Genomic DNA, 18,767 nt, shown 5'->3' on the forward strand with positions numbered 1-18,767 from the left:
AATCAATAAAGCCGTCTCGTCGTTTGATAGAAGAAATCTATCGAAGCGCCTTGAGAGCAGACTAGGTCAGTGCCGTGGGCCGAAATCGCCAGCCAGCGTCATCGCCTCGTCCAGAAGCGCCGCGACGAGCGGCGTGTGCGGCTGGCGGTCGGCGGCCACGAGACCGACCAGATGACTGGCGTCCGGCTCGACAATCGGGATGGCGCGGATCGGCTCGGCGAAGCCGAAGGTCTCGGCAAGGTTGAGCGGCATGATCGAGGACCATTTGCCCGTCCGGATATGGGAGAACAGCACGATCATCGAATTGGACTCGAGCGTCGGCCGCGCCACGCTGCCCGCTTCGGCCAGATGCTGGTCGATAAGGCGCCGGTTCTGCATGTCGGGCGTCAGGAGACAGAGCGGCAGGTTGGCAACTTCGGCCCAGGTGACCGACTTGCGGTCGGAAAACTCGGTGCCGGCGGCGGTGATGAGCTGATAGCGTTCCGAATAGAGCGGCACCGAGACGACGCGGCCGAGCGGTTCGTTGTCGAGATAGGTGATGCCGACATCGATGTCGAAATTGCCAAGCAGTGTCAGCACCTCGATCGAGGTGCGCGACAGGACCGAGAAGGTGACGCCCGGATGGTGCTCGCGAAAGGGCGTTGTCAGGCGCGGGATCATGGCGAGTGCCGTCGGGATCGCCGCAATGCGGATGCGGCCCGAAAGACCGTGCCGCGCCGCGCGCATCTCCTCCTTCATGGTCCGCGCGTCGCCGGTGATCCTCCGCGCCCAGACGAGAACCTGCTCGCCCTCGGCGGTCAATCCCTGGAAGCGCGATCCGCGCTTGACGAGCATCACGCCGAGCTGGTCCTCCAGCGCCTTGATGGCGGCCGAAAGCGTCGGCTGGGTGATGCCCAGTTCCTCGGCCGCGCGGCCGAAATGCTGCGCCCTTGCGAGCGCGATGAAGAATTCCAGCCGGTCGATCATGGCCGGACCCTATCGTGCTCGCCGCGGCCGCGATAGCCTCAGCCGCGCGCGGCTGCTTCCAGCCCGGCGATGTCGAGCTTGATCATCTTCATCATGGCTGCGGTGACGCGCGCGGCCTTCTCGCGATCGGGACCTGCCATCAGGCGCGGCAGGATTTCCGGCACGATCTGCCACGAAAAGCCGTAGCGATCCTTCACCCAGCCGCACTGAACCTCCTGCCCGCCATCTGCCGAGAGCTTGTTCCAGTATTCGTCGACTTCCGCCTGGTCCTTGCAGAGCACCTGAAACGACACGCTGTCCGAGCGCGCCGCGCCGGGATGCGGGCCGCCGTTGAGACAGACGAAGCCGTGGCCTTCGATCCGGAATGCGGCCGTCAGAACCTGGCCTTCCCTCGTGTGTGGCTCGCCGCCGCCCGCCGCCAAGACGACTTCGCCAAGTTCGGCGTTGCGGAAAATGGAGGCGTAATAACGTGCAGCTTCCTCGGCCTCGGTGTCGAACCACAGCCATGTGGTCAGCTTGTCCTGCATGTCGAACTCCTTGCCTGCTTGCCGTTCGCACAAAGGACGCACGTGCCGTTTCGGTCCCGACATCGGCCGACGAAAAACTTCGGTGCTTGGTTCGCGGGCGATAATGGCCTATCTGCTCATCAGTCCATTCCAGCGAAACGCGCATCATGACCGTCACCAAGGAAGCCGTCCTCGAAGCACTCAAGACCGTGAAGGGCCCCGATTTCGAGGGCGATCTGGTCTCGCTCGGGCTCGTTTCGGATATCTTCATCGCCGATTCCAAGGTGTTCTTCTCGATCACCGTACCATCTGCCCGCGCGCAGGAATTGGAGCCACTGCGGGCTGCGGCCGAGCGCGTGGTCAAGGCGATCCCCGGCGTTGCTGGTGCCGTCGTCGCGCTGACGGCGGAGAAGAAGGGCGGCGGCATGGAAGCGGCGCCCCCGCGCGCCGCGCCCAAACCCGCGCCGAGGCCCACACCCCCGGCGGCACCGCCTTCGACCCAATCCGGCAAGCGCGGCGTTCCCGGCATCCGCTCGATCATCGCGGTCGCGTCCGGCAAGGGCGGCGTCGGCAAGTCGACGACTGCGGTGAATATCGCGCTCGGCCTTGCCACCCTCGGCCTCAAGGTCGGCGTGCTTGATGCCGACATCTACGGCCCGTCCATGCCGCGCCTCCTCGGCATCAAGGGCAAGCCGGAGACGGTCGATGGCAAGACGCTGAAGCCGATGGAGAATTACGGCGTCAAGGTCATGTCGATGGGCTTCCTGGTCGAGGAAGAGACGCCGATGATCTGGCGCGGGCCGATGGTCATGTCGGCGCTGACGCAGATGCTGCGCGAGGTGCAATGGGGCGAGCTCGACGTGCTCGTCGTCGACATGCCGCCCGGCACTGGCGACGCGCAGCTGACCATGGCCCAGAACGTGCCGCTTGCCGGCGCGGTGATCGTCTCGACACCGCAGGATCTGGCCCTGATCGATGCGCGCAAGGGCCTGAACATGTTCAGGAAGGTTGATGTGCCGCTGCTCGGCATCGTCGAGAACATGAGCTATTTCATCGCGCCGGACACCGGCGCGCGCTACGACATCTTCGGCCATGGCGGAGCGGAGCGCGAGGCGGAACGCCTTGGCGTTCCCTTCCTGGGCGCCGTGCCGCTGACGATGGACGTGCGCGAGACGTCGGACGCGGGAACACCGGTGGTCGTATCCGACCCGACCGGCCCGCAGGCCGGCGTCTATCGCGCTATTGCGCAAAAGGTGCTCGCGCGGCTACGCGCGGAAGTGGCGGCCAGCGAGGCGGCGACGCCGAAGATCGTCTTCGAATAGATCGGGGGAAGGGGAGGGGCAATGAGCCAGGACGTTGTCATACACGAGAAGCGGGACGGCTATTCCGTCATCACGCTCAACAGGCCGGATCGGCTGAATTCGTTCAATGAGGCGCAGCATCTTGCGCTGCGCGCCGTGCTCGAGGAATGCGAGCAGGATGCCGATTGCGGCGCGGTCCTCCTGACCGGCGCTGGACGCGGCTTTTGCGCCGGCCAGGACCTTTCGGACCGCGACCCGGCGATGATGGGCGAGCGCCCCGATCTCGGCAAGACGTTGGAGAATTTCTACAATCCGCTGGTGCGCAAGCTGCGCGCGATGGAAAAGCCGGTCGTCTGCGCGGTCAACGGCGTGGCAGCGGGCGCGGGCGCCAACATCGCCTTTTCGTGCGACATCGTGCTCGCCGCGAAGTCGGCGAAGTTCATCCAGGCTTTCTCCAAGATTGCCCTGATTCCAGATGCCGGCGGCACCTACTGGCTGACCCGGCACCTTGGCGAAGCGCGAGCCAAGGCACTCGCCTTGACCGCCGAGCCGCTCTCGGCTGAGGATGCTGCGAATTGGGGGCTGATCTGGAAAGCCGTCGACGACGACCAGCTGATGGACGAGGCGGTCAAGCTGGTCGAGGCCTTTGCCAAGGGGCCGACCAACGCCTATGCGCTCACCAAGAAGGCGATCCACGAGGCATCAAGCAATTCGCTCGACGCGCAGCTCGACGCCGAGCGCAAGTACCAGCGCGAGGCGGGCATGTCGGACGACTACAAGGAAGGCGTCGCAGCCTTCCTGCAAAAGCGCCCGGCAGACTTCCGCGCGGCGCGAAAGACCTAGTCTACGCCGAAGCCTCGGCTTGCTTCCCGCTCACCTTCGCATTGAAATTCGAGAAGAATTCGCCTGCCAGCTTCTTCGAAGTCGAGGTGATTAGGCGCGAGCCAAGCTGGGCCATCTTGCCGCCGACATCGGCCTTGGCGGCATAGGTGAGGATGGTGGCGTCGCCGTCTTCCTTGAGCGAGACGTCGGCGCCGCCCTTGGCGAAGCCGGCGATACCACCCTTGCCTTCGCCCTGGATCGTATAGGAGTGCGGTGGGTTCAGGTTGAGAAGCTGGACCTCGCCGTTGAAGCGGGCCTTGATGGGGCCGATCTTCAGCGAGACGATAGCGGCCATCTCGGTATCGGATTTCTTGTCGAGGCTCTCGCATCCGGGAATGCATTCGCGCAGGATCTCTGGATCGTTGAGCGCCTCCCAGACCTGCTGCACCGGCGCTTCGATCTTTTCTTCGCCTTCGATGATCATCGCCATTGCAGACTCCTCCCTTGCTCCGGTTCAAAACGCCTAGCCCAGCGCCGGGCGCTTGTCCATGCGACGAAGGTGAGAGCGGCTGTGCGCGCGCTAATGTCCCATCGCACTGCGCGGCAGTCGAAGCTCCGGGTGCCGCGCGCGCAGCTCGTCGTCCAGCGTCCGCGGGACATGGCGCGGGTAGTGGGTTGCGAGAATGCGCTTTTTCTCGGCGATGGCGCGCTGGAGAATGTCCGGCTTGCCTTTCTCGGCCCATTCCTTGGGACTGAACCGGTCGGCGATGGCGGGATAGAAATATTCGCGCTGCATCAGATCGAGCGTCTGGCCATGGCCGAGATAGTGACCGGGTCCGTTGAGGCAGACGTCGCTGATCGTCTCGATCGACAGCGCTGCCTCCCCCATGTCGATGCCGCGCACGCAGCGCAGGCACTGGCCGATCATGTCATTGTCGATGATCAGGCTTTCGAGGCAAAAGCCAAGCAAAGAGGCGTGCATGCCCGCCGCCTCGTAGACCAGATTGAGCCCCGACAGCCCTGCCATCACCTCGGTTATGCCCTTTTCGAAGCCGGACTGGATGTCCGGCAGCTTGGAATCGGCCATGCCGGCGGCCGATCCGCCTGGCAGGTCGTAATATTGCGCCATCTGCGCGCAAGCGGCGGTCAGGAGCGCCTGTTCCGCCGAGCCGCCCGACATTGCGCCGGTGCGCAGATCCGAGACGAATGGCCACGTGCCGAAGATCGCCGGGTGACCGGGCTTCAGCGCGTTGACATAGACGAGCCCCGCCAGAACCTCCGCCACCGCCTGCACGACCGCGCCTGCAATCGCCGCCGGCGCGGTGGCACCGGCTTGGCCCGCCGAGAGCAGCAGGATCGGAATGCCGCCCTTGACGCACTCTTCCAGGACGCCGCAGGCATCCTCGGCGAATTTCATCGGCGGCACGACGAAGCAGTTGGAGTTCGAGACGAACGGCCGCGCGCGGAAGTTCTCCTCACCGCCGGCGATCGCGTAGAGCATGTCGAGTGCTGGGCGCACATTGTCAGCGGTCGTGAAGGAGGTGCCGACATGCTTGGTGGTGCCGGTCACGCAGGCATAAAGCGTGTTCAGATCCATCTCGAACGGATCAGGAATATCGCGCGGCACCATCGGGCGCTGGAAGAAGTGGATGTTGTCCATCCGGTCGACGATGCGCGCGGCGTCGTAGATGTCCTGCAGCAGCGACTCGCGATATTCGCGCTTTTCGACGTCGACGACATGCACCGCCGCGCCAGCCGTTCCGTAGTGGACGCGTGCGCCCTGGAGCTTCAGGTCGTGCCTTGGCTCCTGGCCATGAAGCGTGAAACCGCGAGCCGCCGACTTGATGGTTTCGAGCACCAGCCGGCGCGGAAATCGGATGCGCCTGTCAGGCCCATGGATCGCCCCGGCGCGTGTCAGCACCTCGAGGCAGGACGGGATCGCATTGGCAAAGCCGACCGTTTCCAGAACGGTCAGCACGGCTTCGTGGATGCGGTCGAGGTCGGCGCGATCGAGCGGCCTGTAGCGCCCGCCTTCCAGCCCCGCGCGGACGGGGCGGATGTCTTCGGCGAGGGGAGCCGCGCGGATCGCCCGGCGCGCCTCGCGCCCGCCCGAGCGGCGCGACCTTTGAGCTTCGTGATCTTCGAGAACGACCGACATCTGACGCTCCACCCAACCGGAAAGGGTGGTTCAACTATGCGGCTGAAAATCCGGCTCGGTTAGTCCACCCGGATTGCGCCCGATGGACCAAATCGGACTGTTCAGGCGGCGGCCGGTCGTCGCCCGGCCGCGGTCGCCAGTTCCCGAATGCCCGGCTCGATATGCTGGAGTGCGATGGACGAGATTCCGAGCCGCACGAAGCGGCCATTGCGCTCTGGCTGGTCGAAGAAGCGCGCGCCGGGCTCGATGAGCACGCTGCGCGCGGCCGCGAGTTCTGCGAGCGCCTTGCCGCTGGTGCCGTGCGGGCCTTCCAGCCAGAGCGATGTGCCGCCCGGCGTATCGGTGATCCCCCATTCGGGCAGGTAGGACGAGACCGCTCCGATCAGCCGCTCCCGCCGCTCCTGAAAGGCGGAGGAGAGCCGGCGCACGAGCGCCTCATGATGCCCGAGCGAGAGGAACAGGGCGACGGCGCGCTGATTGTTGGCCGGCGGATGGCGCAACATGAAGCGGCGCAGCGCCCGAAGTTCGGCGATCAGCTCGGCCGAGGCGACGATGTAGCCGAGGCGCAGGCCAGGCGCGAGCGTCTTCGACATCGACCCGACATAGATGACGCGTCCCGAACGATCGATCCCGCGCAGCGCCTGTTGCGGCGCGTCGTCGACGAGCTGGCTGTCATAGCCGTCCTCGATGATGATGCGGTCGTGCTTCTGCGCGTCGGCGATCAGCTTTTGCCGCCGGTCTTCGGGCAGCGACACCATGGTCGGGCACTGGTGGCTCGGCGTCACGAAGGCGAAGCCGCAATCGTCGGGGATGGCGTCGGGATCGATGCCCTCGCCGTCGACCGGAACCGGAACGATTTCGGCACCGGAAAGCCGGAAGATGGAGCGCGCATCGGGATAGCCCGGGTTCTCCATCGCCACCTTGGTGCCGCGACCCATAAGCAGCGTCGCCAGCATGTAGAGCGCGTGCTGCGCGCCGAGCGTGACGATGATCTCGTCCGGATTGGCGAAGATGCCGCGTCGGGGCAAGAGCCGCGCCTGGATCTGCTCGATCAGCAGCGGATCGTCGCGGTCCACCATGTCCGACGCCCAGTTGCGGATTTCGAGAACCGCCAGCGCCATGCGGTTGCACTCGCGCCATTCGGCGGTCGGGAAAAGGCCCGGATCGAACTGACCGTAGACGAAGGGATAGGAGGCCCTGATCCAGTTTTCCTGCTTCGACGGCTCCGGCATTTCGGAGGCTGCCACCTTGCGCCGGCTCTTCCAGTCGAGCGTTGGATCTGATCTGCGGATCGCGCCGGGCGCGCGTGCTGGCATGGTCAGCATCTCCGGATTGACGAAATGGCCACGCCGTTCCTTGGCGATCAGGAAACCCTGGTCGACAAGCTGCTGGAAGGCGAGCACGACGGTGCCGCGCGCCACGCCCAGCTTTTCCGCCAGCACCCGGCAGGAGGGAAGGGGCATGGAGGCTGCGATCTGGCGGTCGAGAATGGCCGCGACGATCGCTTGCCGGATCTGCGCCTGGAGCGTCTGGCCGGATTCGGGTGAGATTCGGAACAGTCCGGACCAGATTGCGGGGTCAGTGCGAGCAGCCATGGCGATATCCTTCACATGCAAACTAGCCTATGCCTGTGGTCCAACGGGATCAAGTCTGGTCCAATTGGTTGCGCCAATGATATTTATTGATCCATCCAGTGTGCAAAAGTGATTGGTCCTTGACGCGCAGGCCTGCCCTTGCGCTTCGAGACGAGCGCTGATTAACCTTCGCAACCTCTCACCTTGAAGGTTCCCCGCTTGCCAGACCCCACGCTTGAAGCCGCCCGCGAACAGATCATCGAGCATCAGTCGAACCGCGCGCCGGTAGACATGCGCGCCCTTTTTGCCTCCGATCCCGGCCGGTTCGAGGCGTTCTCGCTGACGCTGGACGACCTGCTGCTGGACTATTCCAAATGCGCAGTGGAAGGCGACACGATCAACCTCCTCATCGCGCTCGCCGAGGCGGCTGATCTTGAAGCGCGGCGCGACGCGATGCTGTCCGGGCAGCCGATCAACATCACCGAAGGGCGCGCCGTCCTCCACACCGCACTGCGCCTGCCGCGTGAGGCGTCGCTGATCGTCGAGGGCGAGGACATCGTCCCCGGCATCCACCGCGTGCTGGACGCGATGGCCGCTTTCGCGGGCGAATTGCGCGGTGGCGGCATCACCGATGTCGTCAACATCGGTATCGGCGGGTCCGATCTCGGTCCGGCCATGGCGACGCTCGCGCTCGCACCTTATCATGACGGGCCGCGTCTACATTTCGTCTCCAATGTCGACGGCGCGCATATCGCCGACACGCTGAAAGGCCTCGATCCGGAAACGACCTTCTTCATCGTCGCCTCGAAGACGTTCACCACCATCGAGACGATGACGAATGCCGAAACCGCAAAACGCTGGATTGCGGACGCGCTTGGCGACGAGGCGGTCCCGAACCATTTCGCCGCCGTCTCGACCGCGCTCGACAAGGTCGGGGCCTTCGGCATTCGCGAAGACCGCATATTCGGATTCTGGGATTGGGTTGGCGGGCGCTATTCGCTCTGGTCGGCCATCGGCCTGCCGATCATGATCGCCGTGGGCGCAGAGAATTTCCACCAACTGCTGGCCGGCGCGCATTCCATCGACCGCCACTTCGCGCAAGCGCCGCTCGCGCAGAACCTGCCGGTCATGCTCGGCCTGATCGGCTGGTTCAACCGCGTCGCCTGCCGATGCCCCTCGCGCGCGATCATCCCCTACGACCAGCGCCTCGCGCGCCTGCCCGCCTATCTGCAGCAGCTTGACATGGAATCGAACGGCAAGGGCGTGACCGTCGATGGCGAGCCCGTCGCAACGCCGACCGGCCCGGTCGTCTGGGGCGAGCCCGGCACGAACGGGCAGCATGCATTCTTCCAGCTTCTCCACCAGGGCACGGACGTCGTGCCGGTCGAGTTCCTCGTTGCCGCCGAAGGTCACGAGCCGGAGCTGAGGCACCAGCACGATCTCCTGCTGGCCAATTGCCTGGCGCAGTCCGAAGCGCTGATGAGGGGCCGCACCCTCGAGGAGGCCCGCGCGCAGATGCTCGCCAAGGGTATGGACGCCGCAAAGGTCGAGACGATCGCACCGCATCGCGTCTTCTCCGGCAACAGACCCTCGCTGACGATCCTCTACCGTAAGCTCGATCCCTTCACGCTCGGCCGGCTGATCGCGCTTTACGAGCACCGGGTCTTTGTCGAGGCGCAACTTTTCGAGATCAACGCCTTTGACCAGTGGGGCGTGGAACTTGGCAAGGAGCTTGCGACCGGCCTCCTGCCGATCGTTGAGGGCAGGCAAGACGCCGCGGGCCGCGACGGCTCGACGGCCGGCCTCGTCGCCCGCATCCATGCGCTGCGCGGAAACGCGTGATGATCAAGGCTATCCTGTTCGACAAGGACGGCACGCTGGTCGACTTCAACGCGACCTGGTTCGCGGTCGGCGACCATCTGGCACTGGAGGCCGCCGGGGGTGACCGCGCCGAGGCGAACGTGCTTCTCGAGCGTGCCGGTTACGATTTCCAGGTCGGAAAATTCCGCGCCGATTCCGTCTTCGCGGCCGGCACGAACGCGCAGATCGTCGATTGCTGGTTTCCGCAGGCGAGCGCCGCTGAACGGCGCGAGCGCGTTGCCCATTTCGACACTGTCACGGCCGTCGAAGGTGCTGCCCGCGCCATCGCGCTCCCCGGCATCATCGATGCGCTCTCCGCGCTGCATGAACGCGGCTTCCGCCTTGCCGTCGCGACCAACGATTCGACCCGCGGCGCCGAGCAGACGCTGGCGACGCTCGGCGTCTCGCAGCTCTTCGATGCCTGCTTCGGCTATGACGCGGTCGCCAATCCCAAGCCTGCCCCCGACGTCATCATCGCCTTCGCCGACATGGTCGGCCTGAAGCCGTCCGAGGTTGCGATGGTCGGTGACAACAACCATGACATGGAGACGGGCAGGGCGGCCTGCGCCGGCCTGCGCGTCGCGGTTCTCAGCGGCACCGGCACACGCGCGACGCTGGAGCCGTTGGCAGATGTGGTGCTCGGCTCGATCGCGGAATTGCCGAGCTACCTGGACGGGAGCTAACAACGAACGAAAAAGGCCCGCCGAAGCGGGCCTTTTGACTTCTAACGCAGTTCGCGGCGCAGGATCTTGCCGACATTCGTCTTCGGCAGTTCCTTGCGGAATTCCACATGGCGCGGGCGCTTGTATCCGGTCAGCTTGTCGCGCGTGAAATCGATGATTTCCTGCTCCGTCAGGTTCTCGTCCTTCCTGACGACAAACAGCTTTGGCACTTCGCCCGAATGCTCGTCCGGTACGCCGACGGCGGCGACTTCGAGCACGCCCGGATGCTCTGCGACAACCTCTTCCAGTTCGTTCGGGTAGACGTTGAAGCCGGAGACGAGGATCATGTCCTTCTTGCGGTCGACGATCTTGACGAAGCCGCGCTCGTCGATGAAGCCCATGTCGCCCGACTTGAAGAAGCCGTCATCGGTCATGACCTTCTTGGTCTCGTCCGGCCGGTTCCAGTAGCCGGCCATGACCTGCGGCCCGCGAATGCAGATCTCGCCGACCTCGCCGGCAGGCACGTCCTTGCCGTCCTCGTCGCGGATGACGATCTCGGTCGAGGGGATCGGCATGCCGATCGTGCCTGAGAATTCGTCGGCGTCGAACCGGTTGGCGGTCGCGACTGGCGCCGTCTCCGACAGGCCATAGCCCTCGGCGATGACGATCCCGGTGAGCTTTTGCCAGCGGTCGGCGACCGGCTTTTGCACCGCCATGCCACCGCCGAACGTCAGGATCAGCGGCTTGAAGTCGAGCTTCTGGAAATCGGCATTGTTGAGAAGCGCGTTGAAGAGCGTGTTGAGGCCCGGGAAAACGTGGAACGGCGTCTTCTGCAGTTCCTTGACGAAGGCCGGGATGTCGCGCGGGTTGGGGATCAGGATGTTCTGCGCACCCTGCTGCATGCCCATCAGCGCGTTCACCGTTAGCGCATAGATGTGGTAGAGCGGCAGCGCGCAGATGTAGACGACGTCCTTGGGTTTCGGCTTCTTCGAATAGGCGGCCTCGACCCACAGCGCGTTCTGCGCGACATTCGCCAGCACGTTGCGGTGAAGCAGCGTCGCGCCTTTCGAAACGCCCGTCGTCCCCCCCGTATATTGCAGGAAGGCGACGTCGTCCTGACCCACGTCGATCTTGCGGAAGGTCTTCTTGGCGCCTTCCTTCAGCGCGTCGTTGAAGCCGACGTGGCCGGGCAGCGACCAGTTCGGCACCATCTTCTTGACGCGGCGCACGACGAGATTGACGACGATGCCCTTGAGCCCGAGGCGGTCGCCCATCGCTGCGACGACGACGTGCTTGACCTTCGTGCGGCCGATGACCTGCTGCAGCGTCGCAGCGAAGTTTTCCAGGATCACGATCCCTTCGGCGCCTGAATCGTTGAGCTGGTGCTCGAGTTCGCGCGGCGTGTAGAGCGGGTTGACGTTGACGACCGTATAGCCCGCGCGCAGCACCGCCATCATCGCGATCGGGTATTGCAGCACGTTCGGCATCATGATGGCGACGCGCGCGCCCTTCGACAGGCCCTTGCCCTGCAGATACGCGGCGAAGGCGGCAGACTGCTTCTCGAGCTCGGTAAAGGTGATCGACTTGCCCATGCAGGTGAAGGCGGGCTTCGAGCCGTATTTGCGGCAGGAATCGACCATCAGGTCGCCCAGCGACTGATATTCGAGCGGCGCGATCTCGGCCGGAACGCCCTTCGGATAATTGGCCAGCCAGGGCTTGTCGGCCTTTGCCGCCGTTTGCGTTGCAACTGCTGCCGGGGCGGCAGCCGGTTCGGCCTTCGGAGCTGTCGATGGCGCCGGCTTGGGCTTGGCGGCGGATGCCTTTGCCCTGGAAGCGGCCGGCTTCGCTGCGGCCTTGGCGGCAGGCTTCGGAGCCGGCGGCGCTTCCGCTGCGGCTTCTGCGGCAGGCTTCGCGCTCTTGGCCTCGGTCTTCTTCGCAGCCGTCTTGGCAGCGGCCGGCTTGGCGGTGGTCTTCGGGGTCGACGTCTTGGCGGCAGCAGCCTTGGCCGGGGCCGCTTTCGGCTTTGCGCTCGCGCTCGCCTTCGCAGCGGCGGGCTTGGCGGTTGCCACAGCCTTTGCCGCCGGCGCCTTCGCGGCAGCCGGCTTCACGTCTTCCTTCGAAGCCTTGCTCGTCTTCTCGGTCGCTTTGGCCAATTCGTCCTCCTCAAAATGTTGCGCATGGAGGCGGAATCGGTCGACTGACGCGGCCGGATTCTTGAGTTGCCCGCTCACCCAGCGCCGGATGCCCGCCTGCATCCTGAAATTTGTTGCCGTCGCCTATCTAGGGCCACAATTCGTTGCGGTGCAAGCCGTGCCGCAGCGGAATGATCTACTGGCCGTAGCCAGCATGGCCTTCCATGAATTTGCGTTCCGCGTCCGTCGTCTCGCGTCCCAGCGCCTTGTTCCGATGCGGAAACCGTCCGAACTCCTGAATGATGTCGCGATGTTCGATCGCGTATTTCAGGCTCTCCTCATTTTCGAGCGAACGGAACAGGTCGACGCATCGCTCCTGGTCGGCCGAAATCTCCGAATGCATGAAGGGCATGTAGAGAAACTGCTTCTCGGTACCGGTCAGCCCATGATCGAGCCGATTTTCCATCGCGTTTCGTGCGACCTCGATGGCGAGATTGTCGGTGCCGAAGGCCGCCGCCTGGCCACGGAACATGTTGCGCGGAAACTGGTCGAGCACGATCACCGCGGCAAGTGCGGTGCGCGGGTCGTCGATCGTCTCGGGGTTGAGCCCGGTCTTCAGCTCTTCGTAGAGCTTGGAAAAGCGCGACCTGATCTGCTCGTCGACCTCGGCCTTGCCGGTGTACCAATCGTCGGCAGTCAGTTCGTCGAACCAGAAAGACAGAACACCGTCTTGCCATCCCTGCTTCATCTCATCCTCCCTCTTGTTCTTGGAAGAGGGCGCAGGCAGGCGCCGCTCTTCATCGTCACGTTGCATCGAAGCGTTCTGTCAGATGCGGCCTTCCTCGACACCGTGACAAGCCGTCTCGCCCTCACCGTTCCACAGGAGTTGCGGGATTTCCACCCTGCAACGTTCGTTTGCGAATGGGCAGCGGGGGTGGAAGGCGCAGCCGGATGGCGGGTCGATCGGGTTCGGGATTTCGCCCTCGACCTTCTTGCGCTTGCGGCCGGTCATTTCGAGGTCCGGCACGGCGTCGAGCAGCATCCGCGTGTAGGGATGGCGCGGCCTGGCGAAGAGCGTCTTGGAATCGGCCACTTCCGCAAGCCGGCCGAGATAGAGGACGCCGATCCGGTTCGCCATGTGGCGCACGACCGAAAGGTCGTGGCTGATGAACAGGAAGGTGAGACCGAATTCGTCCTGCAAATCCTTCATCAGGTTGAGGATCTGCGCCTGAACCGAAACGTCGAGCGCCGAGGTCGGCTCATCGCACACGATGAAGTCCGGACGCGCCGCAAGGGCGCGGGCGATCGCGACGCGCTGGCGCTGGCCGCCCGAGAACTCGTGCGGAAACTTGACGCCGTCCTCGGGCGACAGGCCGACCAGCGTCAGGAGTTCGCCGACCCGCTTTCGCCTGTCGAGTGACGACATTCCACCTTCGAACACCTTCAGCGGCTCGCCGATGATGTCCGTCACGCGCCAGCGCGGGTTGAGGCTGGCGAAGGGATCCTGGAAGATCATCTGGAAGCGGCGGCGCAGGCGCCGCGCCTCGGCGCCCTTGAGGCCCTTCTTCAAAGACTTGCCGTCGAAATGGATGTCGCCTTCCGACGGGTCGAGCAGCCCGACGATCAGCCGCGCGATGGTTGACTTGCCCGAACCGGACTCGCCGACGAGCGCAAGCGTCTCGCCCTTGTTGATCCGGAAGGTGACGTCGTCGACGGCGCGCACATAGGCCTTTTCGGTGCGCTCGATAACGCGGTTTAGCCACGGCTTCGAGACGTCGAACCGGCGCGACAGGTGGTTGACTTCAACGAGAGGTGTTGGGGTCGTCATGCGGCTTGCTCCTCGGGCGCATGCAGCCAGCAGGCAACGCGGCGGGTGCCCGAGACGATCGGCTCGGGACGTTCGACGAAGCAGCGGTCGAAGGCGTGCGGGCAGCGCGGGTTGAAGGCGCAGCCCTTCGGGATGGCCGACAGGCGCGGCATGGATCCTGGAATCTGCGTCAGGCGGTCGGAGTTGGTGGCGAGCGTCGGGATCGAGCCCATCAGCCCGGCCGTGTAGGGGTGCTTTGCGTCGGTGATGACATCGCGCACGGGGCCGATCTCGGCGATGCGTCCTGCATACATGACCGCGACGCGGTCCGCCGTCTCCGCGATGACGCCCATGTCGTGGGTGATCAGCATGATCGCCGCACCGTATTCGGCGCACATGTTCTTCATCACGTCGATGATCTGCGCCTGCACCGAAACGTCGAGCGCAGTGGTCGGCTCATCAGCGATGACCAGTGCCGGGTCCGCGCACAAAGCGAGCGCGATGACGACCCGCTGGCGCATGCCGCCCGAGAACTGGTGCGGATAGTCGTCGATGCGCCGCTCCGCCGCCGGGATACCGACGTCGTCGAGAAGCCTGATGGCGCGCTTGCGCGCATCGGCCGACGACAGAGGCATATGGGTGCGGATCGTCTCGATGAGCTGCTCGGCGACCGTGTAGAGCGGGTTGAGCGAGGTCAGCGGATCTTGGAAAACCATGCCGATGCGCTTGCCGCGATAGCGTCGCATCTGGTCGGGGCCGAGATTGTCGATGCGCTCGCCCTGCAGCAGAATTTCCCCGTTCGAGATGCGGCCTGGCGGCTCGATCAGGCCGATGACGGCCGAGCCGGTCATCGATTTGCCAGCGCCGGATTCGCCCACCACGCCGAGCACTTCGCCGGGCATGATGTCGAAGGAGATGTTGTCGACCGCCGTCAGCGTGCCACGACGGGTGGGGAACTGGACGGTCAGGTTCTTGACGGAGAGAACAGGTTGCATGGCGCTTACCTCAGTCGCGGGTTGAGCGCGTCGCGCAGCCAGTCACCCAGAAGGTTGACCGAAAGCGCAAGCAGGACGAGCGTCAGGGCGGGGAAGAACAGGATCCACCACTCGCCGGAGAACAGATATTGCTGACCGATGCGTATCAGCGTGCCGAGCGAGGGCTGCGTGGGCGGAACGCCGACGCCCAGGAAGGAAAGCGTGGCCTCCTCGATGATCGCAAGGGCAAGGCCGATCGTCGCGATGACCATCACCGGACCCATGACGTTCGGCAGGACGTGACGTGCCAGTATCAGGACTGGATGCACACCCATGATGCGGGCGGCCGAGACGTAGTCCTTCTGCCGCTCCACCATCGTCGCACCACGGACCGTACGGGCGAATTGCGCCCAGTTGGCCAGGCCGATGGCGACGATCAGCACGTAGACAGCCATGCTCTCCTGCTGCGAAGGCGGGATGATGCCGCGCGCGATGCCGAAGATCAAAAGCGCGATCAGGATGGCCGGGAAGGAAAGCTGGACGTCCGCGATGCGCATGATGACCGCGTCGGCCGTGCCGCCCTGGTAGCCGGCGACCAGGCCGAGCGAAATCCCGAGCGCCATGGCGAACAGCGTCGCCGAGAAGCCGACAAAGAGCGAGATGCGCGAGCCGTAGAGGATCGTCGAGAAGACGTCGCGGCCCTGGTTGTCTGTACCCAGCAGATAGAAATTGCCCATCCGGCTTTCCGAGAAGGGCGGCGTGAAGCCGTCCATCAGATTGAGCGAGGCGGGATTGAACGGATCGTAGGGCGCGATCCATGGCGCCAGCAGCGCCGCACCGACGATGATGACGACCACGATCGAGGCGATGATCGTCACCGGCGAGCGGCGGTAAGAGTAGAAGATGTCCGAATCCCAGGCGCGGTAGAGCCGGCTTGGGGGCTTGGACAAAACGATCGGCTCGCCATCGCCGGCGGCCATGAGTTTGGGATCTGGAAGCGTGGCCATGCGATCACCGTTTGCCAGTGCCGACGCGCAGGCGCGGATCGACCATGTAGTAGAGAATGTCGACGATCAGGTTGATGACGACGAAGACGAAGGCGATGAACATCAGGTAGGCCGCCATCACCGGCACGTCGACCACCTGCACCGACTGGATGAAGAGCGAGCCGACGCCCGGCCACTGGAACACCGTCTCGGTGACGATCGCGAACGCGATCACCGAGCCGAGCTGCAGGCCCGTGATCGTGATCACCGGCACCAGCGTGTTCTTCAGCGCATGGCCGAAATTGATCGCCCGGTTGGATAGTCCGCGCGCCTTGGCGAAACGGATATAGTCCGCGCGCAGCACTTCCAGCATCTCCGCGCGCACGAGGCGCATGATCAGCGTCAACTGGAAGAGCGAGAGCGTGATGGCCGGCAGGATGAGCGATCTCAGACCGCTTTCGGTTAGCAGTCCCGTTCGCCAGCCGCCGACCATCACCGTTTCCCCGCGCCCGAAGGATGGCAGCCAGCCGAGCTCGACGGCGAAGATGTAGATGAGGCCGATGCCGATCAGGAAGGTCGGCAGCGAGACGCCGGCCAGCGACAGCGTCATCACGACGGAGGTGAGCGGCGATTTGGGCTTCAATGCCGTGTAGACGCCGAAGAACAGGCCGAACACCAGCGCGATCGTGGCGGATGCGAAGGCGAGCTCGATCGTGGCGGGCAGACGCTCCATGATGAGGCGTGTCACCGGCTCCTGGAGCCGGTAGGAAATGCCGAAATTGCCCTGCACGGCATTGCCGACGAAGGTCGCGAACTGGATGTAGAAGGGCTCGTTCAGGCCGAGGCGCTCGCGCATCGCTTCGCGGTCTGCAAGTCGGGTATCCTGTCCCACCATGGAGTCGATCGGGTCGCCCACATAACGAAAGACGAGGAATGCCACGAGCGAGACTGCCAGCATCACGATGATGGATTGCAGCAGGCGCCTTATGACAAAGGCTGTCATCTTGTTTGTCTCCGGAACGGGAGCGGGTCGGAAAGGCCGACGCCCAGGCTCCCGGTTTGTCGGTACGGGTGCTGACGGCACGCAAGTTCAGGCAGCGAGATGGGCACGCAACCGACGCCGATGCCGCGAAAGGCGCCCTTTTGGCGAGTCAATTCCCCATAATCAAGCCCATAATGCGGACCCGCCGCGCAATTGCTTGCACGGCGGGCCAGGCTTTTGGGAATGTTGCGCAGATTACTCGCCGATAGTCACGTTCGACATGTTCGGCTGGTTTTCCGGATGCACGTCGATGGTGAAGTTCGACTTCGTCGCGTAGGCCAGAACCTGATTGTGGATCGGCAGGAGGACACGGTCTTCCTGGATCGTCGCCCAGATTTCGGCGATCGTCGCGTCGCGGGCCTCGATGTCCGTCTGCGTGCCGAGCGACTCGATCTTCTCGTCGAGTTCGGCATTGGAATAGCCCGACGGATTGTAGGCGCCGTAATTGCCTTCCTTCGTGTGGATCAGATCGTTGAAGATGTAAGCCGAATCGAAGGTCGGAACGCCCCAGCCGAGCAGATAGAAGTCCGTCTCGCCATTGGTGACGAGCGGCGAATGCTGCGCGACCGGACGCGATGCGAGCGTGACGCGGATGCCGATCTGGCCGAGCATGCCGACGACCGCCTGGCTGATCGCCTCGTCATTGACGTAGCGGTTGTTCGGCGTGTCGAGCGTGACGGTGAAGCCGTCAGCATAGCCTGCTTCTTCCATCAAAGCGCGGGCACGCTCGAGGTCCGGCGCCGGGTAAGCGTCGAGCTCTTCGGTCCAGCCATTGACGAAGGGCGGCATCGCGACGCCGGTCGGCACCGAATTGCCGCGCATGACGACTTCCTTGATCGCGTCGCGATCGATGGAAAGATGCATCGCCTCGAGCACCTTCGGGTCGGCGAAGGGGTTCTTGTCGGTCACGTCCGAGCTCGCCAGCGGCTCCTCGCTGAGGCGATAGCCGAAGTAGATGATGCGGTTTTCAGGGCCGGTCGCGACCTTGATACCGTCGGTCGACGAGAGGCGCTCGATGTCCTGCACCGGCACGTCCTGAACGAAGTCGACCTCGCCCGAGAGAAGCGCTGCGACGCGGGTCGCCGCATCGGAGATCGGCGTATAGATGATTTCGGTCACGGCAGGATCGGTCTCGGCCCAATGGTCCGGGTTCACTTCCATGACCGAGCGCACGCCCACTTCGCGCGAGACGAGCTTGTATGGGCCGGTGCCGTTGGTGTTGCGCACGGCGTAGTTGTCTTCCCCGCCGGCATAGTCCTGCACCTCGACGACGTCGTTCGTCTCGGACCAGGTCTTGTCCATCATGAAGGTGTTGGTCAGGTTGTTCGGGTAGAGCGGGCTCGGACCCTTGAGCTTGACCTCGACCGTGTAGTCGTCGACAGCGGTGACGCTTTCGACGTCGGCGTGGAGCTGGCGCATGTTCGAGCGCTCCGAACGCGCGCGATCGAGCGAGAAGACGACGTCTTCGGCGTTGAACTCGGCGCCGTCATGGAAGGTGACGCCTTCGCGCAGCTTGAAAACCCACGTCGTGTCGTCGCCTTCCTTGAGGTTCCACTCGGTCGCCAGGCGCGGGATCAGCGTGCCTTCGGTGTCGCGCCAGACGAGCGTCTCGTAGATGTGGTGGGCGAAGGTGTGCGTGGTGCCTTCATTCTGCGAATGCGGGTCCAGCGTCAGCGCGTCGGCGCCGCGTGCCCAGCGGATCGTTTCGGCTGATGCCGGCATCGCCGTGGCGGCGAGAGCCAGAACGCTGGCCGTCAAGAGAAGTTTACGCATGATTGCTCCCATGTTTTTCTTTTAGATATCCCCGCAGTGGCGTTTTCCGCCTCCCACGATTGGCGCGTACCATAAAAGAGCGTTCTGCATATTGGAAGCGGGCGAAAAGTCGTTGAACGTGCAACGTAAATGACCTTGCGGCAGCCCCGTCGCGGAAGTCTTGTCCAAGTGCGATCTTCGAAAACGCGCGCGCTTCGATCGACG

16 protein-coding genes are annotated in these 18,767 nt (G+C 64.3%); 4 read left to right on the forward strand and 12 right to left on the reverse strand.

Annotated elements, in window-relative coordinates:
• Window positions 1-66: 66 nt before the first annotated feature.
• Window positions 67-966, reverse strand: a complete 900-nt coding sequence (locus GTK01_RS14925; RefSeq protein ID WP_252927260.1) for a LysR family transcriptional regulator — start codon at window positions 964-966, stop codon at window positions 67-69.
• A 38-nt stretch (window positions 967-1,004) separates the two neighbouring features.
• Window positions 1,005-1,493 carry a VOC family protein gene (locus tag GTK01_RS14930; protein ID WP_252927264.1) on the reverse strand — a complete coding sequence of 163 codons (489 nt, stop codon included), beginning with the start codon at window positions 1,491-1,493 and terminating at the stop codon, window positions 1,005-1,007.
• A 146-nt stretch (window positions 1,494-1,639) separates the two neighbouring features.
• On the opposite strand from GTK01_RS14930, the gene GTK01_RS14935 reads away from it, so the two are divergent.
• Entirely contained in the window at window positions 1,640-2,794 is a 1,155-nt protein-coding gene (locus GTK01_RS14935) for an Mrp/NBP35 family ATP-binding protein (protein WP_252927266.1), read from the forward strand.
• Window positions 2,795-2,815: 21 nt separating this feature from the next.
• Window positions 2,816-3,616 carry a 2-(1,2-epoxy-1,2-dihydrophenyl)acetyl-CoA isomerase PaaG gene (gene paaG / locus GTK01_RS14940; RefSeq protein ID WP_252927269.1) on the forward strand — a complete coding sequence of 267 codons (801 nt, stop codon included), beginning with the start codon at window positions 2,816-2,818 and terminating at the stop codon, window positions 3,614-3,616.
• A 1-nt stretch (window position 3,617) separates the two neighbouring features.
• Here paaG and GTK01_RS14945 read toward each other — a convergent pair whose 3' ends face one another.
• From GTK01_RS14945 to GTK01_RS14955, 3 genes are all read right to left on the reverse strand, one after another.
• On the reverse strand, window positions 3,618-4,085 hold the full coding sequence (locus tag GTK01_RS14945) for a CoxG family protein (RefSeq protein ID WP_252927271.1): 468 nt from the start codon (window positions 4,083-4,085) through the stop codon (window positions 3,618-3,620).
• 90 nt (window positions 4,086-4,175) lie between these two features.
• Window positions 4,176-5,753, reverse strand: coding sequence for a trimethylamine methyltransferase family protein (locus GTK01_RS14950; protein WP_252927273.1), 1,578 nt, complete (start codon window positions 5,751-5,753; stop codon window positions 4,176-4,178).
• Window positions 5,754-5,854: 101 nt separating this feature from the next.
• Window positions 5,855-7,348 carry a PLP-dependent aminotransferase family protein gene (locus GTK01_RS14955; RefSeq protein ID WP_252927276.1) on the reverse strand — a complete coding sequence of 498 codons (1,494 nt, stop codon included), beginning with the start codon at window positions 7,346-7,348 and terminating at the stop codon, window positions 5,855-5,857.
• Window positions 7,349-7,618: 270 nt separating this feature from the next.
• Here GTK01_RS14955 and pgi point away from each other — a divergent pair, with 270 nt between their 5' ends.
• Entirely contained in the window at window positions 7,619-9,169 is a 1,551-nt protein-coding gene (pgi, locus tag GTK01_RS14960) for a glucose-6-phosphate isomerase (protein WP_252927395.1), read from the forward strand.
• Window positions 9,169-9,870 (forward strand): HAD family hydrolase, encoded by a 702-nt coding sequence (locus GTK01_RS14965; RefSeq protein ID WP_252927279.1) that lies wholly within the window; start codon window positions 9,169-9,171, stop codon window positions 9,868-9,870. The genes pgi and GTK01_RS14965 overlap by 1 nt, the downstream gene beginning before the upstream one ends.
• Window positions 9,871-9,911: 41 nt before the next feature.
• Here the strand turns inward: GTK01_RS14965 and GTK01_RS14970 are convergent, their stop codons facing one another.
• The 7 genes from GTK01_RS14970 to GTK01_RS15000 all read right to left on the reverse strand — a co-directional run bounded on the left by GTK01_RS14970 (window position 9,912) and on the right by GTK01_RS15000 (window position 18,563).
• Window positions 9,912-12,002: a long-chain fatty acid--CoA ligase gene (locus GTK01_RS14970; RefSeq protein ID WP_305883893.1), complete on the reverse strand. Its 2,091-nt coding sequence runs from the start codon at window positions 12,000-12,002 to the stop codon at window positions 9,912-9,914.
• A gap of 175 nt (window positions 12,003-12,177) precedes the next feature.
• A complete protein-coding gene (locus tag GTK01_RS14975; protein WP_252927282.1) occupies window positions 12,178-12,729 on the reverse strand; it encodes a DUF924 family protein in 552 nt (183 codons plus the stop codon).
• Between the two features lie 78 nt (window positions 12,730-12,807).
• Window positions 12,808-13,809 carry an ABC transporter ATP-binding protein gene (locus GTK01_RS14980; RefSeq protein ID WP_252927284.1) on the reverse strand — a complete coding sequence of 334 codons (1,002 nt, stop codon included), beginning with the start codon at window positions 13,807-13,809 and terminating at the stop codon, window positions 12,808-12,810.
• Window positions 13,806-14,783 carry an ABC transporter ATP-binding protein gene (locus tag GTK01_RS14985; protein ID WP_252927287.1) on the reverse strand — a complete coding sequence of 326 codons (978 nt, stop codon included), beginning with the start codon at window positions 14,781-14,783 and terminating at the stop codon, window positions 13,806-13,808. The genes GTK01_RS14980 and GTK01_RS14985 overlap by 4 nt, the downstream gene beginning before the upstream one ends.
• Before the next feature lie 5 nt (window positions 14,784-14,788).
• Window positions 14,789-15,742, reverse strand: coding sequence for an ABC transporter permease (locus GTK01_RS14990; RefSeq protein WP_252927403.1), 954 nt, complete (start codon window positions 15,740-15,742; stop codon window positions 14,789-14,791).
• A gap of 31 nt (window positions 15,743-15,773) precedes the next feature.
• Entirely contained in the window at window positions 15,774-16,751 is a 978-nt protein-coding gene (locus tag GTK01_RS14995) for an ABC transporter permease (protein WP_252927289.1), read from the reverse strand.
• Between the two features lie 234 nt (window positions 16,752-16,985).
• Window positions 16,986-18,563, reverse strand: coding sequence for an ABC transporter substrate-binding protein (locus GTK01_RS15000; RefSeq protein WP_252927291.1), 1,578 nt, complete (start codon window positions 18,561-18,563; stop codon window positions 16,986-16,988).
• Between the last annotated feature and the right edge of the window lie 204 nt (window positions 18,564-18,767).

The organism is Aliihoeflea sp. 40Bstr573 (genome assembly GCF_024105655.1).
Lineage (GTDB): Bacteria > Pseudomonadota > Alphaproteobacteria > Rhizobiales > Rhizobiaceae > Aliihoeflea.